This window comes from Paraburkholderia gardini (genome assembly GCF_907164575.1).
GTDB classification, from domain to species: Bacteria; Pseudomonadota; Gammaproteobacteria; order Burkholderiales; family Burkholderiaceae; genus Paraburkholderia; species Paraburkholderia gardini.
The window spans coordinates 222,388-238,883 of record NZ_CAJQYY010000002.1 but is presented as its reverse complement, the minus strand read 5'-3'; the positions used below and the strand labels follow the sequence as shown (position 1 = coordinate 238,883).

Below are 16,496 nucleotides of genomic sequence, written 5' to 3'. Positions count from 1 at the left end.
CACGAATGCGGTTTGCCTAGTCCTTTATTCAAACATTTCGGCAGGCTCACGCAGATGCGTGCGTGCTTCATCAAAGATCGCGAGATCGCCGGACGCCAGCTTCCTGTTATCCGACAACACGCGGCGCCATCCTCGCGCACCCGCGACACCGCGATACAGTCCAAGCGCATGACGCGTAATACCGCCGAGGAACGTGCCGCGCGCAAGTTCGGCCGCGCAATACTCGATGAGTTTCGCTTCGGCGGCTTCGCGGCTCAATGCGGGTTCTGACGAACCGTAGAAACGCGCGTCGACATCGGCGAGCACATACGGGTTGTGATAAGCCTCGCGTCCGAGCATCACCCCATCGACGTGTTGCAGATGGGTTTCGACCTCATCCAGTGTTTTCACGCCGCCATTGATGATGATTTCGAGCTGCGGAAAATCGCGCTTCAACTGATACGCGTAGTCGTATTTGAGCGGCGGGATCTCGCGATTCTCTTTCGGGCTCAAGCCCTTGAGGATCGCGTTGCGCGCATGCACGATGAACACATCGCAACCGGCGTCGGCAATCGTGCCGACGAAGTCGCGCACGAATCCATATTCCTCCATCGCATCGACGCCGATGCGATGCTTCACCGTCACCGGCACCGAAACCACATCGCGCATGGCCTTCACGCCGTCGGCGACCAGTTGCGGCTCGTTCATCAGACACGCGCCGAACGCGCCACGCTGCACGCGCTCCGACGGGCAACCGCAATTCAGATTGATCTCGTCATAGCCCCACTGCTCGCCGAGCTTCGCCGCACGCGCGAGATCGGCCGGCTCGCTGCCGCCCAGCTGCAACGCAACGGGCGCTTCGTCGGAAGTGAACGCGAGGTGACGCGCGACGTCGCCATGAATCAGCGCGCCTGTCGTCACCATCTCCGTATAGAGCCACGTATGGCGCGACAGGATGCGATGAAACGAGCGGCAATGACGATCGGTCCAGTCCATCATCGGCGCAACCGATACGCGACGGGGACTCGGGGATTGGGACAAAGACATGGGAGCGGCCATACGGCGGGGAATCAAACCGGGATTTTACCGCAAGCCGGCGACGCGGCTTCTCCCTGCCGCCGGCACGGGTTTAAACACGCCGAAACCGCCCGGAACCGGGGTCGAAATGTCCGAAGCCCTTGTCCTTCAAGGCTGCGACCCATTGTTCCTTTTTGCAGAATAGTAAATTCGAATTATCGACATAAATTTTCGATAGTAGGGGTATACACTGTCTCCATCGACGTTGCGACAGGCGAAAACAAAAACCCTTCCGCAACGGCCTCGTACCGAAAATCAACGTTTATTGGAGAGTCATCATGAAGAGCAAGCTTATCGCCGCCGTCCTGATCGCCGCTTCTGCCTCGATCGCCGCTCCCGCCTTCGCAAGCGGCTACGGCCCGGCACCGCATTACAACCCGACCATCGGCGCACCGGCTTCGCAGCAAGGCCAGAATTCGCAAACCGTCGCTGCCGAGCAGGCCGCTCAGGCTTCGAACAGCGCCTACGGCGGTGTCAACGCGTCGTCGTCGCAATCCGGCAACCGCGCGGAACAAACCGGCCCCCGCTCGGTTTTCTTCGGTCATTGATTGATCGCAGGCGGGCCGCCCCACAAGGGCGTCCCGCTTTTGCATGTCCGGCTGTTCGCGTTACTCCTTCGCTTTGCCCCCGCTGCCGTTTTTCGTCCGCTTTTCTGTCTTGTTCAATCCAGTTTCGCAATCTACTCCATCGCATTGGCGGCCTTGACCTTGCGTCGATCGTAGTGACAATGCGTCGTCCTCGAGTTTGCGTTGCATCCCAACCATCATGTCTCGGGCGTAACCGTCATCCTTGAAGCCGTCGCGGCGGGCGAGCCTGTCGTTGCTACGGCAACAGGCGGTCTCGAGGAATATTCTGGCGCAGGCAGCATCTGGTACGTGCCGGCGCATGACCCCAGTGCGATGCGCGAACAGTTAGCGTTTCTGGCACGCGAACCGGGAGTCACGACAGAACAGATACGTCGCGCGCAGAAGGATGTGACTGCGCGCGCATTCGCGAATCAGCACGTGATGCTTACGCGGTCATTGATCAACAGGCCGACGGAGCGCATTGCCGAGCCGTTGCCGCACTCGTGCACATGAGCATCAACCGATGCCGGGCGTGACGATGAGTCAGTGATCGTTACGTTCCGTGGGGACAGTGGCTTTCCCGCATATGGCTGTCACTTTGCCGATACCACGAGCTTAAGCTTGCCGGTGCCAGCGGTGGTTGCGGTGATTTGCGTGCGGTTGGCGCGCTCACCCAAATAGAAATGCTGGCGAGCGGGGGAGTTTTGATCGTGCGTCGCTTCCGGGAGACACGAAGCAATATCCGCTGCGAGAGCCTGCAGCGCATCCGCGGTGGGGCCAACTGCGCTGTGTGGTGTCCAGATGCATTGATAACTCGCGCCTTCGGTGTTGCATCGTGCATCGTCACCGTAGACCTGGGCCACGCTTTTGCCGTCGCTCGCCTTGAGCGAGGTGAATCCGTCCGGCGCTGCCGCCACGATTCGTTTTAGCGCGGCGCATGGGCTAGGCGTGTCATCGGCTAGGGCTACGCCAGTCGATAGCGTCCATACGGACAACGCGGTGACTGCCAGTAACGCAGGAGCTCGCTTTTTCTGCCTGATCTTGTTCATCGAAAAATGTCCTCTGCATAATGCCGCGACAATGCGAACTGGAGAGCGTCGCGAGGTTTTTTCAATCCCGTTGCAAGGTCTCCCGGTGAGCATCGGGGTTGCCCGGCGTGCAGATCGCCATTCCGCGCGGACTACCTTTCCAGATCGAAGCGGATGGTTTGATCAGGCGAGTCTGCCGGATTGGGCGTGACGATATCGGTCAGGAATGGCTCAAGACCAAAGAGCCGTGCGAATCCCAATGTGAGCGACGTCGACAGGCGCGTGCCTTTTTTGCGCTCCGCGGCGTCGACAGGATCGGCCGTGACGGCGGCGTCTCCGGGTTCGTCGGAAGCGGGTGCGGGATCTGGGTTCATGGCGATGGCCTTGCGCTGGACGGTGGCGACTTTAACCAGCAATTAACCAGCAATCGGTGTGCCTGACCGTTTTCCCCACCCTTGCCGGTCGACACGGGTCGTCATGCTCCATCACGCGCCGCTGCGCCCGTGTCCGCTCACGTGCGCACCCGCGCGCCGGTCGAGGCCGACTACGTCCGCGATGGCCGCGCATCCGAGGGTGGCCACAATCAGGAACGCGAGGTTGAAATCGGCGGTTGTGACGGTCTGGCCGCCGTGGCCGTGAAACCAGGCCGCCATCCGCAACGCGATCGCGCCGAATGCGACGCCCATGCCCACTGTCATCTGCCCCAACGTGCTCGAAAGCGTGGACGCGCCGCTCATTTGCGGCTTGGGGACGTCCGCGAACATGAGCGTGTTGATCGCGGTGAACTGCAGTGAACGCGCGAGTCCGCTGATGAACAGAACCGTGACGATCCAGAATGCGGGAGTCGCAGGCGTCAGCAGACTCATCGCCGCGAGCGTCAGCGCCGCGAACACGCCGTTCACGAGCAGCACCGAGCGGAAGCCGTAACGCCGCATGACGGGCGTCGTCACAAGTTTCATCGCGAGATTGCCGGCGAATACCGCGAGCGTCAGCAGCCCGGACTGAAACGCGTTCATGCCGAAGCCGATCTGGAACATCAGCGGCAACAGGAAAGGAACCGCGCTGATCGAGATGCGAAAGAGCGACCCGCCGCCCAGCGCGACCGCAAACGTCTTGATCCTGAGTGCGGACAGATCGACGACGGGATGCGCCGTCCGTCGCAGATGAAACAGCGCAGCCGTGCCGGCCATGACGCTCATGCCGAGACACACGAACGTCTGCTTCCAGGGCGCGTCGGCGCGTCCGGTCAGTTCCATCGCGTACATCAGCGCCGTGCAGGCGAGCCCCGACAGCACGAACCCCATGGCGTCGAATGGACGTTTTTGCACGTCGCGTTCATTGCCGATGAAGCGCCACGCGAGCACGAGCCCGATCAGGCCGAGCGGCAGATTCAGATAGAAAATCCAGCGCCACGATGAATACGTGGTGATCAGTCCGCCCAGCGGCGGCCCGATAACGGGTGCGACGAGCCCCGGCCACGTGATGATCGAGATCGCACGCATCAGGCTGTCCTTGGGCGTCGCGCGCAGGACGGCGAGCCGGCCGACCGGCACCATCATCGCGCCGCCGATGCCCTGAAGCACGCGCGCAGCGGTGAATTCGACGAGACCGTTCGTCATGCCGCACAGCACCGAGGACGCGGTGAACACCGCGAGCGCGCCGGTGAATACATTGCGCACGCCGAAGCGGTCGGCGGCCCAGCCGCTGATCGGGATGAACACGGCGAGCGTCAGCAGATACGACGTGATGCCGATGCTGAGATCGACCGGATGCACGTCGAACGAGCGCGCCATCTGCGGCAGCGCGGTGGCGATGATCGTGCCATCGAGGTTCTCCATGAAGAACGCGGCGGCCACGAGCGTGACGATCAGCGACGAATCACCGGAACGCGGTGCGGCGGGCGATGAACCTGACATCTGCATGACACTCCGGAGCGAAGCAGGCGAAACCTTGACGAATTGCAGCGCGAACTGTGTCGGTGGCGCATCCGCGTGCGCTGCGCGAGAGCGTCATTCTAGCGGCCCAGCGCGTGGCGCGCCGGCGTGGTAACTTCGACGTTTCTCCGTTCACATACAGCACAAGGAACAGTTCGATGGAATACCGCAGACTCGGCGCAACGGACGTAAAGGTCAGCGTCATCGGCCTCGGCACGATGACGTGGGGCGAGCAGAACACCGAAAGCGAAGCGCATGCGCAGATCGACTACGCGCTCGACCACGGCGTCAATCTGATCGATGCGGCGGAAATGTATCCGGTGCCGCCGCGCCCCGAGACGCAAGGGTCGACCGAACGCCATATCGGCACGTGGATCGCGCAGCACCAGAGCGCGCGCGAGAAGATCGTGCTCGCCACCAAGATCGCCGGCCCGGCCCGCCAGCCGCACAACCCGCGGCACATTCGCGGCGAAGGCAACCAGTTCGACCGCAAGAACCTGACCGAAGCGCTGAACGACAGCCTCAAGCGCCTGCAGACGGATTACGTCGACCTGTATCAACTGCACTGGCCCGACCGCAGCACGATGACGTTCGGCCGCACGGCGTACCCATGGATCGACGACGCCTACACGGTGCCGATCGAGGAAACGCTGTCGGTGCTCGCGGAATTCGTGAAGGAAGGCAAGGTGCGCCACATCGGCGTGTCGAACGAGACGCCGTGGGGCGTCGCGCAGTTTCTGCGCGCGTCGGAAAAGCTCGGCCTGCCGCGCATCGTCAGCATCCAGAATCCGTACAGCTTGCTGAACCGTACGTTCGAACTCGGCCTGTCGGAGTTCAGCCATCGCGAGAACGTGGGTCTGCTCGCCTATTCGCCGCTCGCTTTCGGCTGGCTGTCGGGCAAGTACGAAGGCGGGGCGCGTCCGGCTGGTGCGCGCATCACGCTGTTCGAGCGTTTCCAGCGCTACAGCAAGCCGCAATCGGTCGAGGCGACGACGCGCTATGTCGAACTCGCGAAGCGTCATGGGCTTTCGCCGGCCCAGCTCGCGCTCGCGTTCGTGAACAGCCGTCCGTTTCTCACGAGCAATCTGGTCGGTGCGACGTCGCTTGACCAGTTGAAGGAAAACATCGCGAGCGTGGAAGTGACGCTGTCGCCGGAAGTGCTGGCCGAAATCGAGGCGCTTCACGAGCGGCAACCGAATCCGGCGCCGTAATCTCACCGGCTTTCGACGGTTTTCCGCGCTTTTCGTGCAATGCACAGTGAACAGCCCCGGTTTTTCAGCCGGGGCTGTTCTGCTTTCGGCCGCCGCGTCGCGTCTGAAGGTGCCTGACCCGATTGGTGCGTTGCCGCGCGATCGGTGACGAATTGCCGTGTTCAATCGGCAAACGCGACCTAAACTGGGGAACTGGGCTGAGGGATCCGGATGGGACAGCGGACCGACATAACCGGTTAAGGCGCGGGCGCGGCACGCATGACGCAAGCCGGGTGCACCTGCCTGCTGGCGCGTCGGGATGGTACGATTCAGCCCGCGATTGCATGCACCCGCTGCCAGCTGCCGCGACGCGGCTGTCCGTGCGAAAAGAACGATTGAATCCAGGAAACAGAATGGCGCAACAGAAAACGAATCCGAAACTTGAACAGGCGCTCACGCGTGGGGACCTCGCGATCCGCCAGGCGAACTCGGCGCGCGCGACCGCGCTGTTGCGCGCGCTCGGCAAGATGATCGTCGAAGCCTCGGCGACGATCGGTGTGGAAGCGTTCACGCTGATTCCCGACGGCGATCGCATCTACGATCCGGCCGACGGCATGTGGCCGCAACCGCTGCTCATTTCGCTCGACGGCCCGGTTGAAGAAGCGGATCAGGACGAAGTGCGCACGATCCGCCTCGTGGCTGACGATCCGGGCACGGTGTTTCGCGTCGAGTGGCAGCGTGCGGACGGCAAGATCGGACGCCAGGACGGCGGCCCGTTCGCCACCGTCGCGTTTATTTCCGACGTCGACATTCCGTGGACCGACGACGAAGACTGAGCGCCGGCACCATCCGCTTCATCGCGCCCTGGGTGTAATCGGGTCCGGATTCAGCGCATCATGCGGCGCCGGAACAGCACGGAAGCCAGGATGAACGGCACGATCACATACGCCGCCAGCACGCCGACGTGCAACGCGACGCCTTCCAGCGGCCGGCCGAGCATCACCGGCCGGATCAGATCCACCGCGTGCGCAAGCGGCAACAGCAGCGTCACCTGCCGCGCGATTGCCGGCAACTGTGCCACCGGAAAGAACACGCCGGAGAGCAGCATCATCGGCGTGAGCGCGAGCGTCTGATAGAACATGAAAAAATCGTACGACGGCGCGATCGCCGTCACGATCATCGCGAGACTCGCGAACGCGAGGCCTGTCAGCACAATGACGGGCAGCGCGATCAGCATCGACGGAAAACTCGCATAGCCGAGCACGCCTGCCACCAGCATGATCGCAGCGCCAGACAGCACGGATTTGCTGGCCGCCCAGATCACTTCACCCAGCACGATATCGCCGAGCGTCAGCGGCGTATGCATGATCGCTTCCCACGTGCGTTGTACATGCATGCGCGAAAAGCCCGAATACATCGACTCGAAACTCGCCGACATCATCACGCTCGATGCGACCGTGCCCGCGGCGAGAAACGCGATGTACGACACGCCGTCGACGTGTCCCACCATCAGCCCGAGTCCGAGGCCAAGGCCGAACAGATAGATCATCGGATCGGCGAGGTTGCCGAACATCGACGCCACGGCGAGCTTGCGCCACACCAGATAATTGCGGCGCCAGACGGCGATCCAGTTCACCGCGTTCGCGGGCAGCGCGGCGAAGCCTTCGTGCAGCCGGGAAGGTTTCGCGGAGGATGATTCGTAACTGCGTGCGTCCATATCTGTCGGGTGAATCTCTTTGCCTGTGCTACCAGTGGGTTAGCCGGTTTGCGTGTGAAGCCGAAGCGGCTGCTGTGCTCATGTGCGTCAGTCCTGCATCTCGCGGCCGGTGAGCCGCAGAAAGACGTCTTCAAGATTGGCCGGTCGATGCAGATAGCGCAGATCAGTCCGCTGTCTGAGCCTGGCATGCACGGGCTGCGGATCGTCGACATAGCAGAACAGCGTCTCGCCGCTGATTTCCGTGCGCACGGCGAGCGGCGTGAGTTCGTCGCGCAGCGTCGCGGGGTCCGGGCCGTAAATCTCGATCACATCGCAACCGATCTCCGATGCGATCAGCTCGCGCGGCGCGCCTTCCGCGATCTTGCGGCCTTCCTCGATGACGCACACGCGGTGACACAGCCGCTCGGCCTCTTCCATGAAGTGGGTGGTGAGCAGGATCGTCTTGCCGCGCGTGAGCAGCGAACGCAGCCGCTCCCAGATTAGATGTCGCGCCTGCGGGTCGAGACCAGTGGTGGGCTCGTCCATGATCAGCACGTCGGGATCGTTGACGAGCGCGCGGGCCAGCGTGAGACGTCGCTTCATGCCGCCCGAGAGTTCGCCGACGCGCGCGTCGGCCTTGCTTTCGAGCCGCGCGAATTCGAGCAGCGACGGCACGAGATCGCGCGTCTTTACCGCGCTCAGGCCGAAGTAGCGGCCGAACACCAGCAGATTCTCGCGGACGGTGAAATCGGGATCGAGATTGTCGAACTGCGGTACGACGCCCACGCGCATGCGCGCGTAACGCGCCCGCGACGGGATCGGCTCACCGCAAAGACGGATCGTGCCCGCATCGGGTGCGGCGATGCCGAGCAGCATGCGCAGGGTCGTCGTCTTGCCGGCGCCGTTCGGGCCGAGCAGGCCGAAACACTCACCGGCGCGCACGTGGAACGAGAGGCCGTCGACGACGGTCTTATCTCCATAATGCTTCTTCACGTCTTCGAATTCGATTGCAGCGGCTGACATGGGGCGAGACCTGCTCCGTTCGTTTCGAGCCTGCGTTGAAAAACGCCCGCGACGCCTGCGAGGCGGGGGCAGGCTATTCTAAGGGCATCGCTGGCGATGCGCTGGGCGTCATGGCGCAGCGCCGGGGCATCTTTTGCACTGCGGCAGGGCATCAAATGCGGTGGCGACGCACCTGGCGTTTTCCATCCCTTGCAACCTGAATTGCGGCGCACCATGATTGAAGTGAAGCCGCGATCGACGCGGATGGGAGATGACCATGGCGAGCTACCAAAAAATCCTGCTGTGCTACGACGGCTCGCGCGAAGGCCGCAAGGCGCTGCGTTGCGGCGCTGACCTTGCACTGGACCTGAAGGCCGAAACGCACCTGCTGTCGGTCGTCGACATGCGCTCGAGCATCGCGCAGAGCGCGGGTTTGCTCACCGATGTCGCCTGTGGCCGTTTCGAAGACACCGCCCGCGACATTCTCGAGGAAGGCGTGAACTGGCTCACCGAACGTGGCGTTCAGGCGCACGGGCATTTTGCGTTCGGGAATCCGATCGATGAAATCGCCAGTCTGGCGAACCAGTTGCAGGTCGACCTGGTCGTGGTCGGCCATCGATGCCGTACCGGCCTTTCGCGATGGTGGATGGGCGCGGGCAACACGCCGCTGCTGGATCGTGTCTCGTGCAGCATCCTGGTTGCGTGTTCTTCAGTGGCGGAGCAGCAACAGGCGGCTGCCTGAGGCTCCACCCGATCTCGGGGTAGAGACGCTGTTCAGCCGTTGAGATCGACGGCGGACAGCTTCCACGAAAAGAGTCCATCGCGGCGCAGGATCGCGGAATAGCGCGTATCGCCGACGCCGTGCTGATACGTGACGACGAACTCGTTGATTCCGCGATAGCCCGCGGTAGTTTGCGGCGGCTGGGGCGGCGTCTGCTGGACCACGGTTGAAGATGCGGGCGCCGTTGCCGTTCCAGCCGACGGTGCGTCCGTCTGACCACCCGTTGCGCCATTCGCCACCGGGCCAGCCGGCTCGGGCGGCCGTTCGCCGGGTTCGCCGCGCGGCGGCATGCCATTCAGCAATGCGGCGACGCCATCTGGTGTCGCGTACGCGTCCACCAGCGGACCAATCAATGCAACGCCGATCATTGCGCCGATCGCGGCAAGCGGATTGCCGTTGTGTTGCGCATCGAGCCGCCGTGCGAGCAGGCCGGTGACCTGCTGCTTCAGGCTGTCGCGCAGCGCCGGAAAGTCGACGTATTCATTGACCGTTTCGGCATCGCGGGCGTCGGCGGCACGTTTCAGGCGATCGAGCGCGACGTAAGGCGACGCATAACCATACCCAAGCGCAGCGATAACAGCGACAACAACGATCGTGATCACGAACGCGTGGAAGGGCCGTCGGTTTCGTGTGGGTATCAGAACACTCATAAGTTGCGGTCAACGTTAAATGTTATTTAACGTTGACCGCAACAAAGCGGAAACGATCCCTTGTGACGCGCCACACAGCGACACAGCCGCGGGAAACCGCTCTCGCGCGCCTTCAGTTATTCGAACAGCGCGCCTTGCATCGCCGCGCTTTCTTCGGCGATGCAGCGATCGATCATGCTGCATACGGCGTCGACCGTTCCCACCATGATGAGTCGTGACGGCCCGTGATACACGCGCACCGGGGCGCGGCGCCCCGGCTCCGCATTCAGCCCGGAATTCAGCGAGACACGCGCAAACGCCGGCATTGCGGAAGGCAGCGTGGGCGTTTCTGTCGTTGCGTCACGCTCGAACAGCGACGGCGCATGGAGAACGTCGAGCGCCCCGCACGGCACCAGGTTGCGCAGATGACGCAGACGTCCGAACTGACGGAAAGGGAGCAGGCGGGCAAGACGTTCCATGTAACTCTCCAGGCGAAGTTCAGAATTCAGTCGGGCGGATCAGCCCGACTGCAATGCCTTCGAGCGCGAATTCCCCGCTGCCGGCCTGAACAAAGATGTTGTCGTAATCGGGATTCTCGGCGATCAGTTCGATACCGTCCGGCCGGCGCTTCAGGCGCTTTACCGTCACGTCGTCGCCGATCCGGGCCACGATGATCTGCCCGTCTTTCGCTTCGCTCTTCTTCTGGACGGCGAGCAGGTCGCCGTCGAAGATGCCCGCGTCGCGCATCGACAGCCCGCGGACCTTCAGCAGGTAGTCTGGCTTGCTCGAAAAGAGCGCCGGGTCACATGCGTAATGCTGCGAGATATGTTCCTGCGCGAGGATCGGGCTACCTGCTGCAACCCGGCCGATCAGCGGCAGCGACAGTTGCATGATGCTCGAGTGGGGCAGCGTGAACTGATAAGGGCTGTCATCCGAACCCAACAGCAGACGGATGCCACGCGAGGCGCCCGCTGCAAGCTCGATCACGCCTTTGCGCGCCAGCGCGCGCAAATGTTCTTCCGCCGAGTTCGCCGAGCTGAAACCGAGTTCGGCTGCAATCTCCGCGCGGGTGGGCGGGAAGCCGGTGCGTTCGATCGCCCGGCGGATCAGATCGAAAACCTGCTGCTGTCGTGCGGTGAGTTTGGTCATGGCGCCACTGTATGGATGAACAGGTGACTGTATTTTTATACAGTAATCCGCACATTTCAAGCTTTACTTTAAGTTCGCCCGGACCGGCGCCGCTGGAACGGCGTTTTTTGACGCTATTGCACCCGGATTCGTGCCGCAACACCGCGCCAGGCGGTCGTTACCACTTTTAAGTATTAAAAAATGAAGAACAATTATTTTTAATGATGAAGGCCGTTCGATAGACTGCCTCTCAATCGATGCAAAGCAACGCACACACGCCGCAATAACGAAAGAACAGACCGGAGAATTCGTCAATGAACAGCAGCACGGGGCTGGCAGACAGGACACGACAAATCGTTACGGCGCTCGCGCTGGGCGTCGCGGCAGCGGCCGGTTTCGCCGCTCAGGCGCACGCAGCGGATGCGACGACGTTGTTGAACGTCTCATACGACCCAACACGCGAGTTGTATCAGGACATCAACCAGGCGTTCGGCAAGGAATGGAAGGCGAAGACCGGCGAGCAGGTCACGTTCAAGCAGTCGCACGGCGGCTCGGGCGCCCAGGCGCGCTCGGTGCTCGACGGGTTGCAGGCCGACGTGGTGACGCTCGCGCTGGCTTACGACATCGACGCGCTGGCCGCCAAAGGGCTTATCGACAGGAACTGGCAGAAGCGTCTGCCGGACAATGCGTCGCCGTACACCTCGACGATCGTGTTTCTCGTGCGCAAGGGCAACCCGAAGCACATCAAGGATTGGGACGATCTTGTGAAGCCCGGCGTGTCGATCGTGACGCCGAACCCGAAGACATCGGGCGGCGCGCGCTGGAACTATCTGGCCGCGTGGGCCTATGCCGAACATCAGCCGGGCGGCAACGCCCAGAAGGCGAAGGAGTTCGTCAGCAAGCTCTACAAGAATGCAGGCGTGCTCGATTCCGGCGCACGCGGCGCGACGACGAGCTTCGTGCAGCGCGATATCGGCGACGTGCTGATTGCGTGGGAAAACGAGGCGTTCCTGTCGATCAAGGAATTCGGCGCGGACAAGTTCGAGATCGTCGTGCCTTCGGTGAGTATCCTGGCTGAACCGCCGGTCGCGGTGGTCGACAAGGTCGTCGATAGACATGGCACACGCAAGCTGGCCGAGGCGTATCTGAACTTCCTGTATAGCGAGGAAGGCCAGGAGATCGCCGCGAAGAATTTTTACCGGCCGCGTTCGGACAAGGTGCCGGCCGCGCTGACGGCGAAGTTTCCGAAGCTGAAGCTCTACACCGTCGACGACAGCTTTGGCGGCTGGGCCAACGCCCAGAAGACTCACTTCGCGGACGGCGGCGTCTTCGATTCGATCTATCAGCCGCAGTGAAGCCGTTCCCTCGCGATGTATGAGCATGAGGATCAGCAGTAAGGCCAGAAAGGCGTGCCCGTCGGGTGCGCCTTTCTGACTGGATGGGCCCCTGAGTTTCAATCCGGCTAAACCCGCCTTCACCTGTTTCGAGCGTGAATTGAAAGCGGTTTTAACCCCGAACGAGCATCCAGCATGACGACGTTGACCTTCCGCAAGCCGAGCGCGTTACCCGGCTTCGGCCTGACACTCGGTATCACGGTGGCGTATCTGAGCCTCGTGGTGTTGATTCCGCTTGCGGCGACCTTCCTGAAAACCGCGACGCTCGACTGGCCGCAGTTCGTGCGCGCCGTGACGTCGCCGCGCGTGCTCGCGTCGTACCGGCTGACATTCTTCGCCGCGCTGGGCGGCGCGCTGATCAATGCCGTATTCGGCTTTCTGGTGGCGTGGGTGCTGGTGCGCTATACGTTTCCGTTCAGACGTCTCGTCGATGCGGTCGTCGATCTGCCGTTCGCGCTGCCGACCTCCGTGGCCGGTATTTCGCTTGCCGCCGTGTATGCGGGCAACGGCTGGCTCGGACAGTTTCTCGTGCCGCTCGGCATCAAGGTCGCGTTCACGCCGGCGGGCGTGCTGGTCGCGCTGACGTTCATCGGTTTGCCGTTTGTCGTGCGTACTGTGCAGCCGGTGCTGGAGGAGTTCGAGCGCGAACAGGAAGAAGCCGCTGCCTGCCTCGGTGCGTCGCGCTGGCTGACGTTTCGCCGGGTCGTGCTGCCCGCCGTTTTTCCCGCGCTGCTGACAGGTTTCGCGCTGGCCTTCGCCCGTGCGCTCGGCGAGTACGGCTCGGTGATTTTCATCGCGGGCAACGTGCCGATGAAATCTGAAATCACCTCGCTTCTCATCATCACCAAGCTCGAACAGTACGACTATGCGGGCGCGACGGCGCTGGCGGTTGTCATGCTGGTCGTGTCGTTCCTGATGCTGCTGCTGATCAACACGCTGCAGTGGTATCTGCAACGGCGTACGAGCCGCGGGGCGTCAGGGCCGTCGTTGCCGCCGGGGTCGCACGCGAACAGTCCGGCAGGCGCTGTCGTTTCCGGAGGTGCGCAATGAGCCGCGATTCCGTGACGACAGTCCCGGCTAACCCGCTCAAGGCCGAAGCAGTGCGCCGTCGCCCCGATCCGGTGACGGAAAGACGCGCCGTGCGCTGGCTGCTGATCGGCGTTGCGCTGCTGTTTCTCGCGCTCTTTCTCGTCGTGCCGCTCGCGGCGGTGTTCTATCAGGCGTTCAGCAAGGGTGTCGGCTTCTATTTCGAAGCGCTTGCCGATCCGGATGCGCTGTCGGCCATCAAGCTCACCGTGATCACCGCGGCAATCGCCGTGCCGCTCAATCTCGTGTTCGGGCTTGCCGCATCGTGGTGTATCGCGAAGTTCGAATTCCGCGGCAAGGCGCTCCTCACGACGCTGATCGACTTGCCGTTCTCCGTGTCGCCGGTGATCTCGGGTCTGGTCTACGTGCTGATGTTCGGCGCGCAGGGCTGGTTCGGGCCGTGGCTCCAGGATCACAACGTGCAGATCATCTTCGCCGTGCCGGGCATCGTGCTCGCGACGATCTTCGTTACGTTCCCGTTCGTCGCGCGCGAGCTGATTCCGCTGATGCAGGCGCAGGGCAACGACGAAGAAGAAGCCGCCCATGTGCTCGGCGCATCGGGCTGGCAGATTTTCCGCCGCGTCACGCTGCCGAATGTGCGCTGGGGACTGCTGTACGGCGTGATTCTCTGTAACGCGCGCGCGATGGGCGAGTTCGGCGCGGTATCGGTGGTGTCGGGCCATATTCGCGGGCAGACCGACACGATGCCGCTGCACGTCGAGATTCTCTACAACGAATACAACTTTTCCGCGGCGTTCGCCGTGGCCTCCGTGCTCGCGCTGCTGGCGCTCGTCACGCTGGCCCTGAAGCTGCTCGCGGAACGTCATCTGTCGGCGGAACAGGCCGATGCGCGGGCCGTACCCGCGTACGCCGGCCCCGTCACCCTGTCGCCGGCGCCGGTGCCGTCGCATGCGGCCGGCCGTCCGGTTCAGTAAGGAGAGCAGCACATGGGCATCACCGTTCGTAACCTGCAGAAGCGTTTTGGCGATTTCACCGCGCTCGATAACGTATCACTCGATTTTCCGCCGGGCGAACTCGTCGCGCTGCTCGGGCCTTCGGGGTGTGGCAAGACCACGCTGCTGCGGGTGATTGCCGGGCTCGAATATGCCGACGCCGGCCAGGTCGTGCTGCAAGGCCAGGATGTCGCCGCGGTCGGCGCGCGTGAGCGTCAGGTCGGCTTCGTGTTCCAGCATTACGCGCTGTTCCGTCATATGACGGTGTTCGAAAACGTCGCGTTTGGTCTCAGGGTCAAGCCGCGCAGGGAGCGGCCGTCGGAAGCGGTGATTCGCGAGAAAGTGCATGAACTGCTGAAGCTCGTGCAGCTCGACTGGCTCGCGCAACGCTTTCCGTCGGAACTCTCGGGTGGACAGCGTCAGCGGATCGCGCTCGCACGCGCGCTGGCTGTCGAACCGAAAGTGCTGCTGCTCGACGAGCCGTTCGGCGCGCTCGACGCGAAAGTGCGCAAGGAGCTGCGCAGCTGGCTGCGGCGTCTGCACGACGACCTGCATATCTCGACGATTTTCGTCACGCACGACCAGGAAGAAGCGCTCGAAGTAGCCGACCGCATCGTCGTGCTGAATCGCGGACACGTGGAGCAGGTCGGCAGCCCGCAGGACGTGTACGACCATCCGCAGACATCGTTCGTCTACGAATTCCTCGGCGCGGCGAACCGTCTGCACGGCAAGGTGGATGGCGGCGGATTCGTGGTCGACGGCGCGGCGTTGCCGGTTTCCGTGGCGGCGGGCTTCGAAGGCCCGGCGTTCGCGTATGTGCGCCCGCATGACATCGCGTTGTATCCGGAGGCGGACAGCCATCGCGACGGCATCACGGTCGGCGTGCGGCGGGTCGTGACGCTGGGCGGTTCGGTGCGCGTCGAGCTTGAGGGACACGGAGGCCGGGTGCTCGAGGCCGAGCTCGACCGCGAGGCGTGGCGTGAACTGCGGCTGAACATCGGCGACGGCGTGACGGCCGTGCCGCGCGCCCTGCGCGTGTTTCCCGCACCCTGATCACGAATGCCCCCATGCACATGAATTAACCCAACCTGACTTCGGTTCAACCCGGGACGAGAACATGAATTTCCAGCAACTGCGTTTTGTGCGCGAAGCGGTGCGCCAGAACATGAACCTGACCGAAGTGGCGAACGTGCTTTACACGTCGCAGTCGGGCGTATCGAAACAGATCAAGGATCTCGAGGACGAACTCGGCGTCGACATTTTCATCCGTCGGGGCAAGCGGCTGACAGGGCTGACCGAGCCGGGCAAGGCGGTGCATCAGCTGATCGAGCGCATGCTGCTCGACGCGGAGAACCTGCGCCGCGTCGCGCGTCAGTTCGCCGATCAGGACAGCGGCCATCTGGTCGTCGCCACGACGCACACGCAGGCGCGCTACGCGCTGCCGAAGGTGATCCGCCAGTTCACGGCAGTATTTCCGAAGGTGCATCTCGCGCTGCGTCAGGGCAGTCCGCAGCAGATCGCGCAGATGATCATCAACGGCGAAGCGGACATCGGCATTTCGACTGAAGCGCTCGACCGCTATCCGGACATCGTCACGTTCCCGTGCTACTCGTGGCATCACGTCGTGGTGGTGCCGAAGGACCATCCGCTCGTCGGCCGGCCGAACCTGACGCTCGACGAAATCGCCGAATTCCCGATCGTCACCTACGATCAGGATTTCACGGGCCGCTCGCACATCGACCAGGCGTTCGCGAAAGCAGGCGCGATGCCCGACGTCGTGCTGACCGCGATCGACGCCGACGTGATCAAGACGTACGTCGAACTCGGCATGGGCATCGGCATCGTCGCGGCGATGGCCTACGACGCGAAGCGCGACACGGAGCTTGTCGCGCTCGATACGCAGCATCTGTTCGAGGCGAGCACGACGCGCGTCGGTCTGCGCAAGGGCGCGTTCCTGCGGGCGTACGCGTACCGGCTGATCGAAATGTTCGCGCCGCAACTGAACGAAACGGAAATCGCGGCGCAGCTGCGCGAGGCAGCCTGACGGGCATTC

The 16,496-nt window shown here is 62.9% G+C and carries 19 protein-coding genes; 10 read left to right on the top strand and 9 right to left on the bottom strand.

What is annotated here, in order from left to right; genetic code table 11:
* Nucleotides 1–24: 24 nt before the first annotated feature.
* Nucleotides 25–1,026, bottom strand: a complete 1,002-nt coding sequence (dusA, locus tag LPA34_RS02580; protein WP_228974560.1) for a tRNA dihydrouridine(20/20a) synthase DusA — start codon at nucleotides 1,024–1,026, stop codon at nucleotides 25–27.
* A gap of 308 nt (nucleotides 1,027–1,334) precedes the next feature.
* On the opposite strand from dusA, the gene LPA34_RS02575 reads away from it, so the two are divergent.
* Nucleotides 1,335–1,604, top strand: a complete 270-nt coding sequence (locus LPA34_RS02575) for a hypothetical protein (protein WP_090533340.1) — start codon at nucleotides 1,335–1,337, stop codon at nucleotides 1,602–1,604.
* 201 nt (nucleotides 1,605–1,805) lie between these two features.
* Entirely contained in the window at nucleotides 1,806–2,135 is a 330-nt protein-coding gene (locus tag LPA34_RS27040) for a glycosyltransferase (protein WP_407672487.1), read from the top strand.
* A gap of 80 nt (nucleotides 2,136–2,215) precedes the next feature.
* Here LPA34_RS27040 and LPA34_RS02570 read toward each other — a convergent pair whose 3' ends face one another.
* The 3 genes from LPA34_RS02570 to LPA34_RS02560 form a co-directional block, all read right to left on the bottom strand.
* The gene (locus LPA34_RS02570) at nucleotides 2,216–2,671 is read right to left on the bottom strand and encodes a hypothetical protein (protein ID WP_228974559.1); all 456 of its coding nucleotides are present in this window, start codon (nucleotides 2,669–2,671) and stop codon (nucleotides 2,216–2,218) included.
* A 131-nt stretch (nucleotides 2,672–2,802) separates the two neighbouring features.
* Nucleotides 2,803–3,066 carry a hypothetical protein gene (locus LPA34_RS02565; RefSeq protein WP_228974557.1) on the bottom strand — a complete coding sequence of 88 codons (264 nt, stop codon included), beginning with the start codon at nucleotides 3,064–3,066 and terminating at the stop codon, nucleotides 2,803–2,805.
* 69 nt (nucleotides 3,067–3,135) lie between these two features.
* Nucleotides 3,136–4,566 carry an MFS transporter gene (locus tag LPA34_RS02560; RefSeq protein WP_228974556.1) on the bottom strand — a complete coding sequence of 477 codons (1,431 nt, stop codon included), beginning with the start codon at nucleotides 4,564–4,566 and terminating at the stop codon, nucleotides 3,136–3,138.
* Nucleotides 4,567–4,742: 176 nt separating this feature from the next.
* Between LPA34_RS02560 and LPA34_RS02555 the strand changes: the two genes are divergently transcribed.
* A complete protein-coding gene (locus LPA34_RS02555; protein WP_228974554.1) occupies nucleotides 4,743–5,795 on the top strand; it encodes an NADP(H)-dependent aldo-keto reductase in 1,053 nt (350 codons plus the stop codon).
* 392 nt (nucleotides 5,796–6,187) lie between these two features.
* On the top strand, nucleotides 6,188–6,610 hold the full coding sequence (locus LPA34_RS02550; RefSeq protein ID WP_228974552.1) for a hypothetical protein: 423 nt from the start codon (nucleotides 6,188–6,190) through the stop codon (nucleotides 6,608–6,610).
* Between the two features lie 50 nt (nucleotides 6,611–6,660).
* Here LPA34_RS02550 and LPA34_RS02545 read toward each other — a convergent pair whose 3' ends face one another.
* Together LPA34_RS02545 and nodI are read right to left on the bottom strand one after the other, a co-directional pair.
* On the bottom strand, nucleotides 6,661–7,491 hold the full coding sequence (locus LPA34_RS02545) for an ABC transporter permease (protein ID WP_228974551.1): 831 nt from the start codon (nucleotides 7,489–7,491) through the stop codon (nucleotides 6,661–6,663).
* 87 nt (nucleotides 7,492–7,578) lie between these two features.
* Complete coding sequence (nodI, locus tag LPA34_RS02540; RefSeq protein ID WP_267478124.1) at nucleotides 7,579–8,565, bottom strand: nodulation factor ABC transporter ATP-binding protein NodI; 987 nt, start codon at nucleotides 8,563–8,565, stop codon at nucleotides 7,579–7,581.
* 184 nt (nucleotides 8,566–8,749) lie between these two features.
* Between nodI and LPA34_RS02535 the strand changes: the two genes are divergently transcribed.
* Nucleotides 8,750–9,214 (top strand): universal stress protein, encoded by a 465-nt coding sequence (locus LPA34_RS02535; protein ID WP_228974547.1) that lies wholly within the window; start codon nucleotides 8,750–8,752, stop codon nucleotides 9,212–9,214.
* A 32-nt stretch (nucleotides 9,215–9,246) separates the two neighbouring features.
* Here LPA34_RS02535 and LPA34_RS02530 read toward each other — a convergent pair whose 3' ends face one another.
* From LPA34_RS02530 to lexA, 3 genes are all read right to left on the bottom strand, one after another.
* On the bottom strand, nucleotides 9,247–9,903 hold the full coding sequence (locus LPA34_RS02530) for a DUF2939 domain-containing protein (RefSeq protein WP_228974545.1): 657 nt from the start codon (nucleotides 9,901–9,903) through the stop codon (nucleotides 9,247–9,249).
* 116 nt (nucleotides 9,904–10,019) lie between these two features.
* Nucleotides 10,020–10,361: a hypothetical protein gene (locus LPA34_RS02525; protein ID WP_228974543.1), complete on the bottom strand. Its 342-nt coding sequence runs from the start codon at nucleotides 10,359–10,361 to the stop codon at nucleotides 10,020–10,022.
* 19 nt (nucleotides 10,362–10,380) lie between these two features.
* Entirely contained in the window at nucleotides 10,381–11,031 is a 651-nt protein-coding gene (gene lexA, locus LPA34_RS02520) for a transcriptional repressor LexA (RefSeq protein ID WP_228974541.1), read from the bottom strand.
* Between the two features lie 293 nt (nucleotides 11,032–11,324).
* On the opposite strand from lexA, the gene LPA34_RS02515 reads away from it, so the two are divergent.
* The 5 genes from LPA34_RS02515 to LPA34_RS02495 all read left to right on the top strand — a co-directional run bounded on the left by LPA34_RS02515 (nucleotide 11,325) and on the right by LPA34_RS02495 (nucleotide 16,487).
* Nucleotides 11,325–12,365: a sulfate ABC transporter substrate-binding protein gene (locus LPA34_RS02515; protein ID WP_228974539.1), complete on the top strand. Its 1,041-nt coding sequence runs from the start codon at nucleotides 11,325–11,327 to the stop codon at nucleotides 12,363–12,365.
* A 174-nt stretch (nucleotides 12,366–12,539) separates the two neighbouring features.
* A complete protein-coding gene (gene cysT, locus LPA34_RS02510) occupies nucleotides 12,540–13,454 on the top strand; it encodes a sulfate ABC transporter permease subunit CysT (RefSeq protein ID WP_228974537.1) in 915 nt (304 codons plus the stop codon).
* On the top strand, nucleotides 13,451–14,425 hold the full coding sequence (gene cysW, locus LPA34_RS02505) for a sulfate ABC transporter permease subunit CysW (RefSeq protein WP_228974536.1): 975 nt from the start codon (nucleotides 13,451–13,453) through the stop codon (nucleotides 14,423–14,425). Before cysT ends, cysW begins: the two co-directional genes overlap by 4 nt.
* Nucleotides 14,426–14,437: 12 nt before the next feature.
* Nucleotides 14,438–15,496: a sulfate/molybdate ABC transporter ATP-binding protein gene (locus LPA34_RS02500; protein WP_228974534.1), complete on the top strand. Its 1,059-nt coding sequence runs from the start codon at nucleotides 14,438–14,440 to the stop codon at nucleotides 15,494–15,496.
* Nucleotides 15,497–15,560: 64 nt separating this feature from the next.
* Nucleotides 15,561–16,487: a CysB family HTH-type transcriptional regulator gene (locus tag LPA34_RS02495; RefSeq protein ID WP_228974532.1), complete on the top strand. Its 927-nt coding sequence runs from the start codon at nucleotides 15,561–15,563 to the stop codon at nucleotides 16,485–16,487.
* Nucleotides 16,488–16,496: the final 9 nt, after the last annotated feature.

Excerpts from the sequence above, each read along its gene's own strand:
- dusA (WP_228974560.1), bottom strand. The coding sequence starts at position 1,026 with ATGTCTTTGTCCCAATCCCCGAGTCCCCGTCGCGTATCGGTTGCGCCG.
- LPA34_RS02575 (WP_090533340.1), top strand. The coding sequence starts at position 1,335 with ATGAAGAGCAAGCTTATCGCCGCCGTCCTGATCGCCGCTTCTGCCTCG.
- LPA34_RS02570 (WP_228974559.1), bottom strand. The coding sequence starts at position 2,671 with ATGAACAAGATCAGGCAGAAAAAGCGAGCTCCTGCGTTACTGGCAGTC.
- LPA34_RS02560 (WP_228974556.1), bottom strand. The coding sequence starts at position 4,566 with ATGTCAGGTTCATCGCCCGCCGCACCGCGTTCCGGTGATTCGTCGCTG.
- LPA34_RS02555 (WP_228974554.1), top strand. The coding sequence starts at position 4,743 with ATGGAATACCGCAGACTCGGCGCAACGGACGTAAAGGTCAGCGTCATC.
- LPA34_RS02550 (WP_228974552.1), top strand. The coding sequence starts at position 6,188 with ATGGCGCAACAGAAAACGAATCCGAAACTTGAACAGGCGCTCACGCGT.
- LPA34_RS02545 (WP_228974551.1), bottom strand. The coding sequence starts at position 7,491 with ATGGACGCACGCAGTTACGAATCATCCTCCGCGAAACCTTCCCGGCTG.
- LPA34_RS02535 (WP_228974547.1), top strand. The coding sequence starts at position 8,750 with ATGGCGAGCTACCAAAAAATCCTGCTGTGCTACGACGGCTCGCGCGAA.
- LPA34_RS02530 (WP_228974545.1), bottom strand. The coding sequence starts at position 9,903 with ATGAGTGTTCTGATACCCACACGAAACCGACGGCCCTTCCACGCGTTC.
- LPA34_RS02525 (WP_228974543.1), bottom strand. The coding sequence starts at position 10,361 with ATGGAACGTCTTGCCCGCCTGCTCCCTTTCCGTCAGTTCGGACGTCTG.
- lexA (WP_228974541.1), bottom strand. The coding sequence starts at position 11,031 with ATGACCAAACTCACCGCACGACAGCAGCAGGTTTTCGATCTGATCCGC.
- LPA34_RS02515 (WP_228974539.1), top strand. The coding sequence starts at position 11,325 with ATGAACAGCAGCACGGGGCTGGCAGACAGGACACGACAAATCGTTACG.
- cysT (WP_228974537.1), top strand. The coding sequence starts at position 12,540 with ATGACGACGTTGACCTTCCGCAAGCCGAGCGCGTTACCCGGCTTCGGC.
- cysW (WP_228974536.1), top strand. The coding sequence starts at position 13,451 with ATGAGCCGCGATTCCGTGACGACAGTCCCGGCTAACCCGCTCAAGGCC.
- LPA34_RS02500 (WP_228974534.1), top strand. The coding sequence starts at position 14,438 with ATGGGCATCACCGTTCGTAACCTGCAGAAGCGTTTTGGCGATTTCACC.
- LPA34_RS02495 (WP_228974532.1), top strand. The coding sequence starts at position 15,561 with ATGAATTTCCAGCAACTGCGTTTTGTGCGCGAAGCGGTGCGCCAGAAC.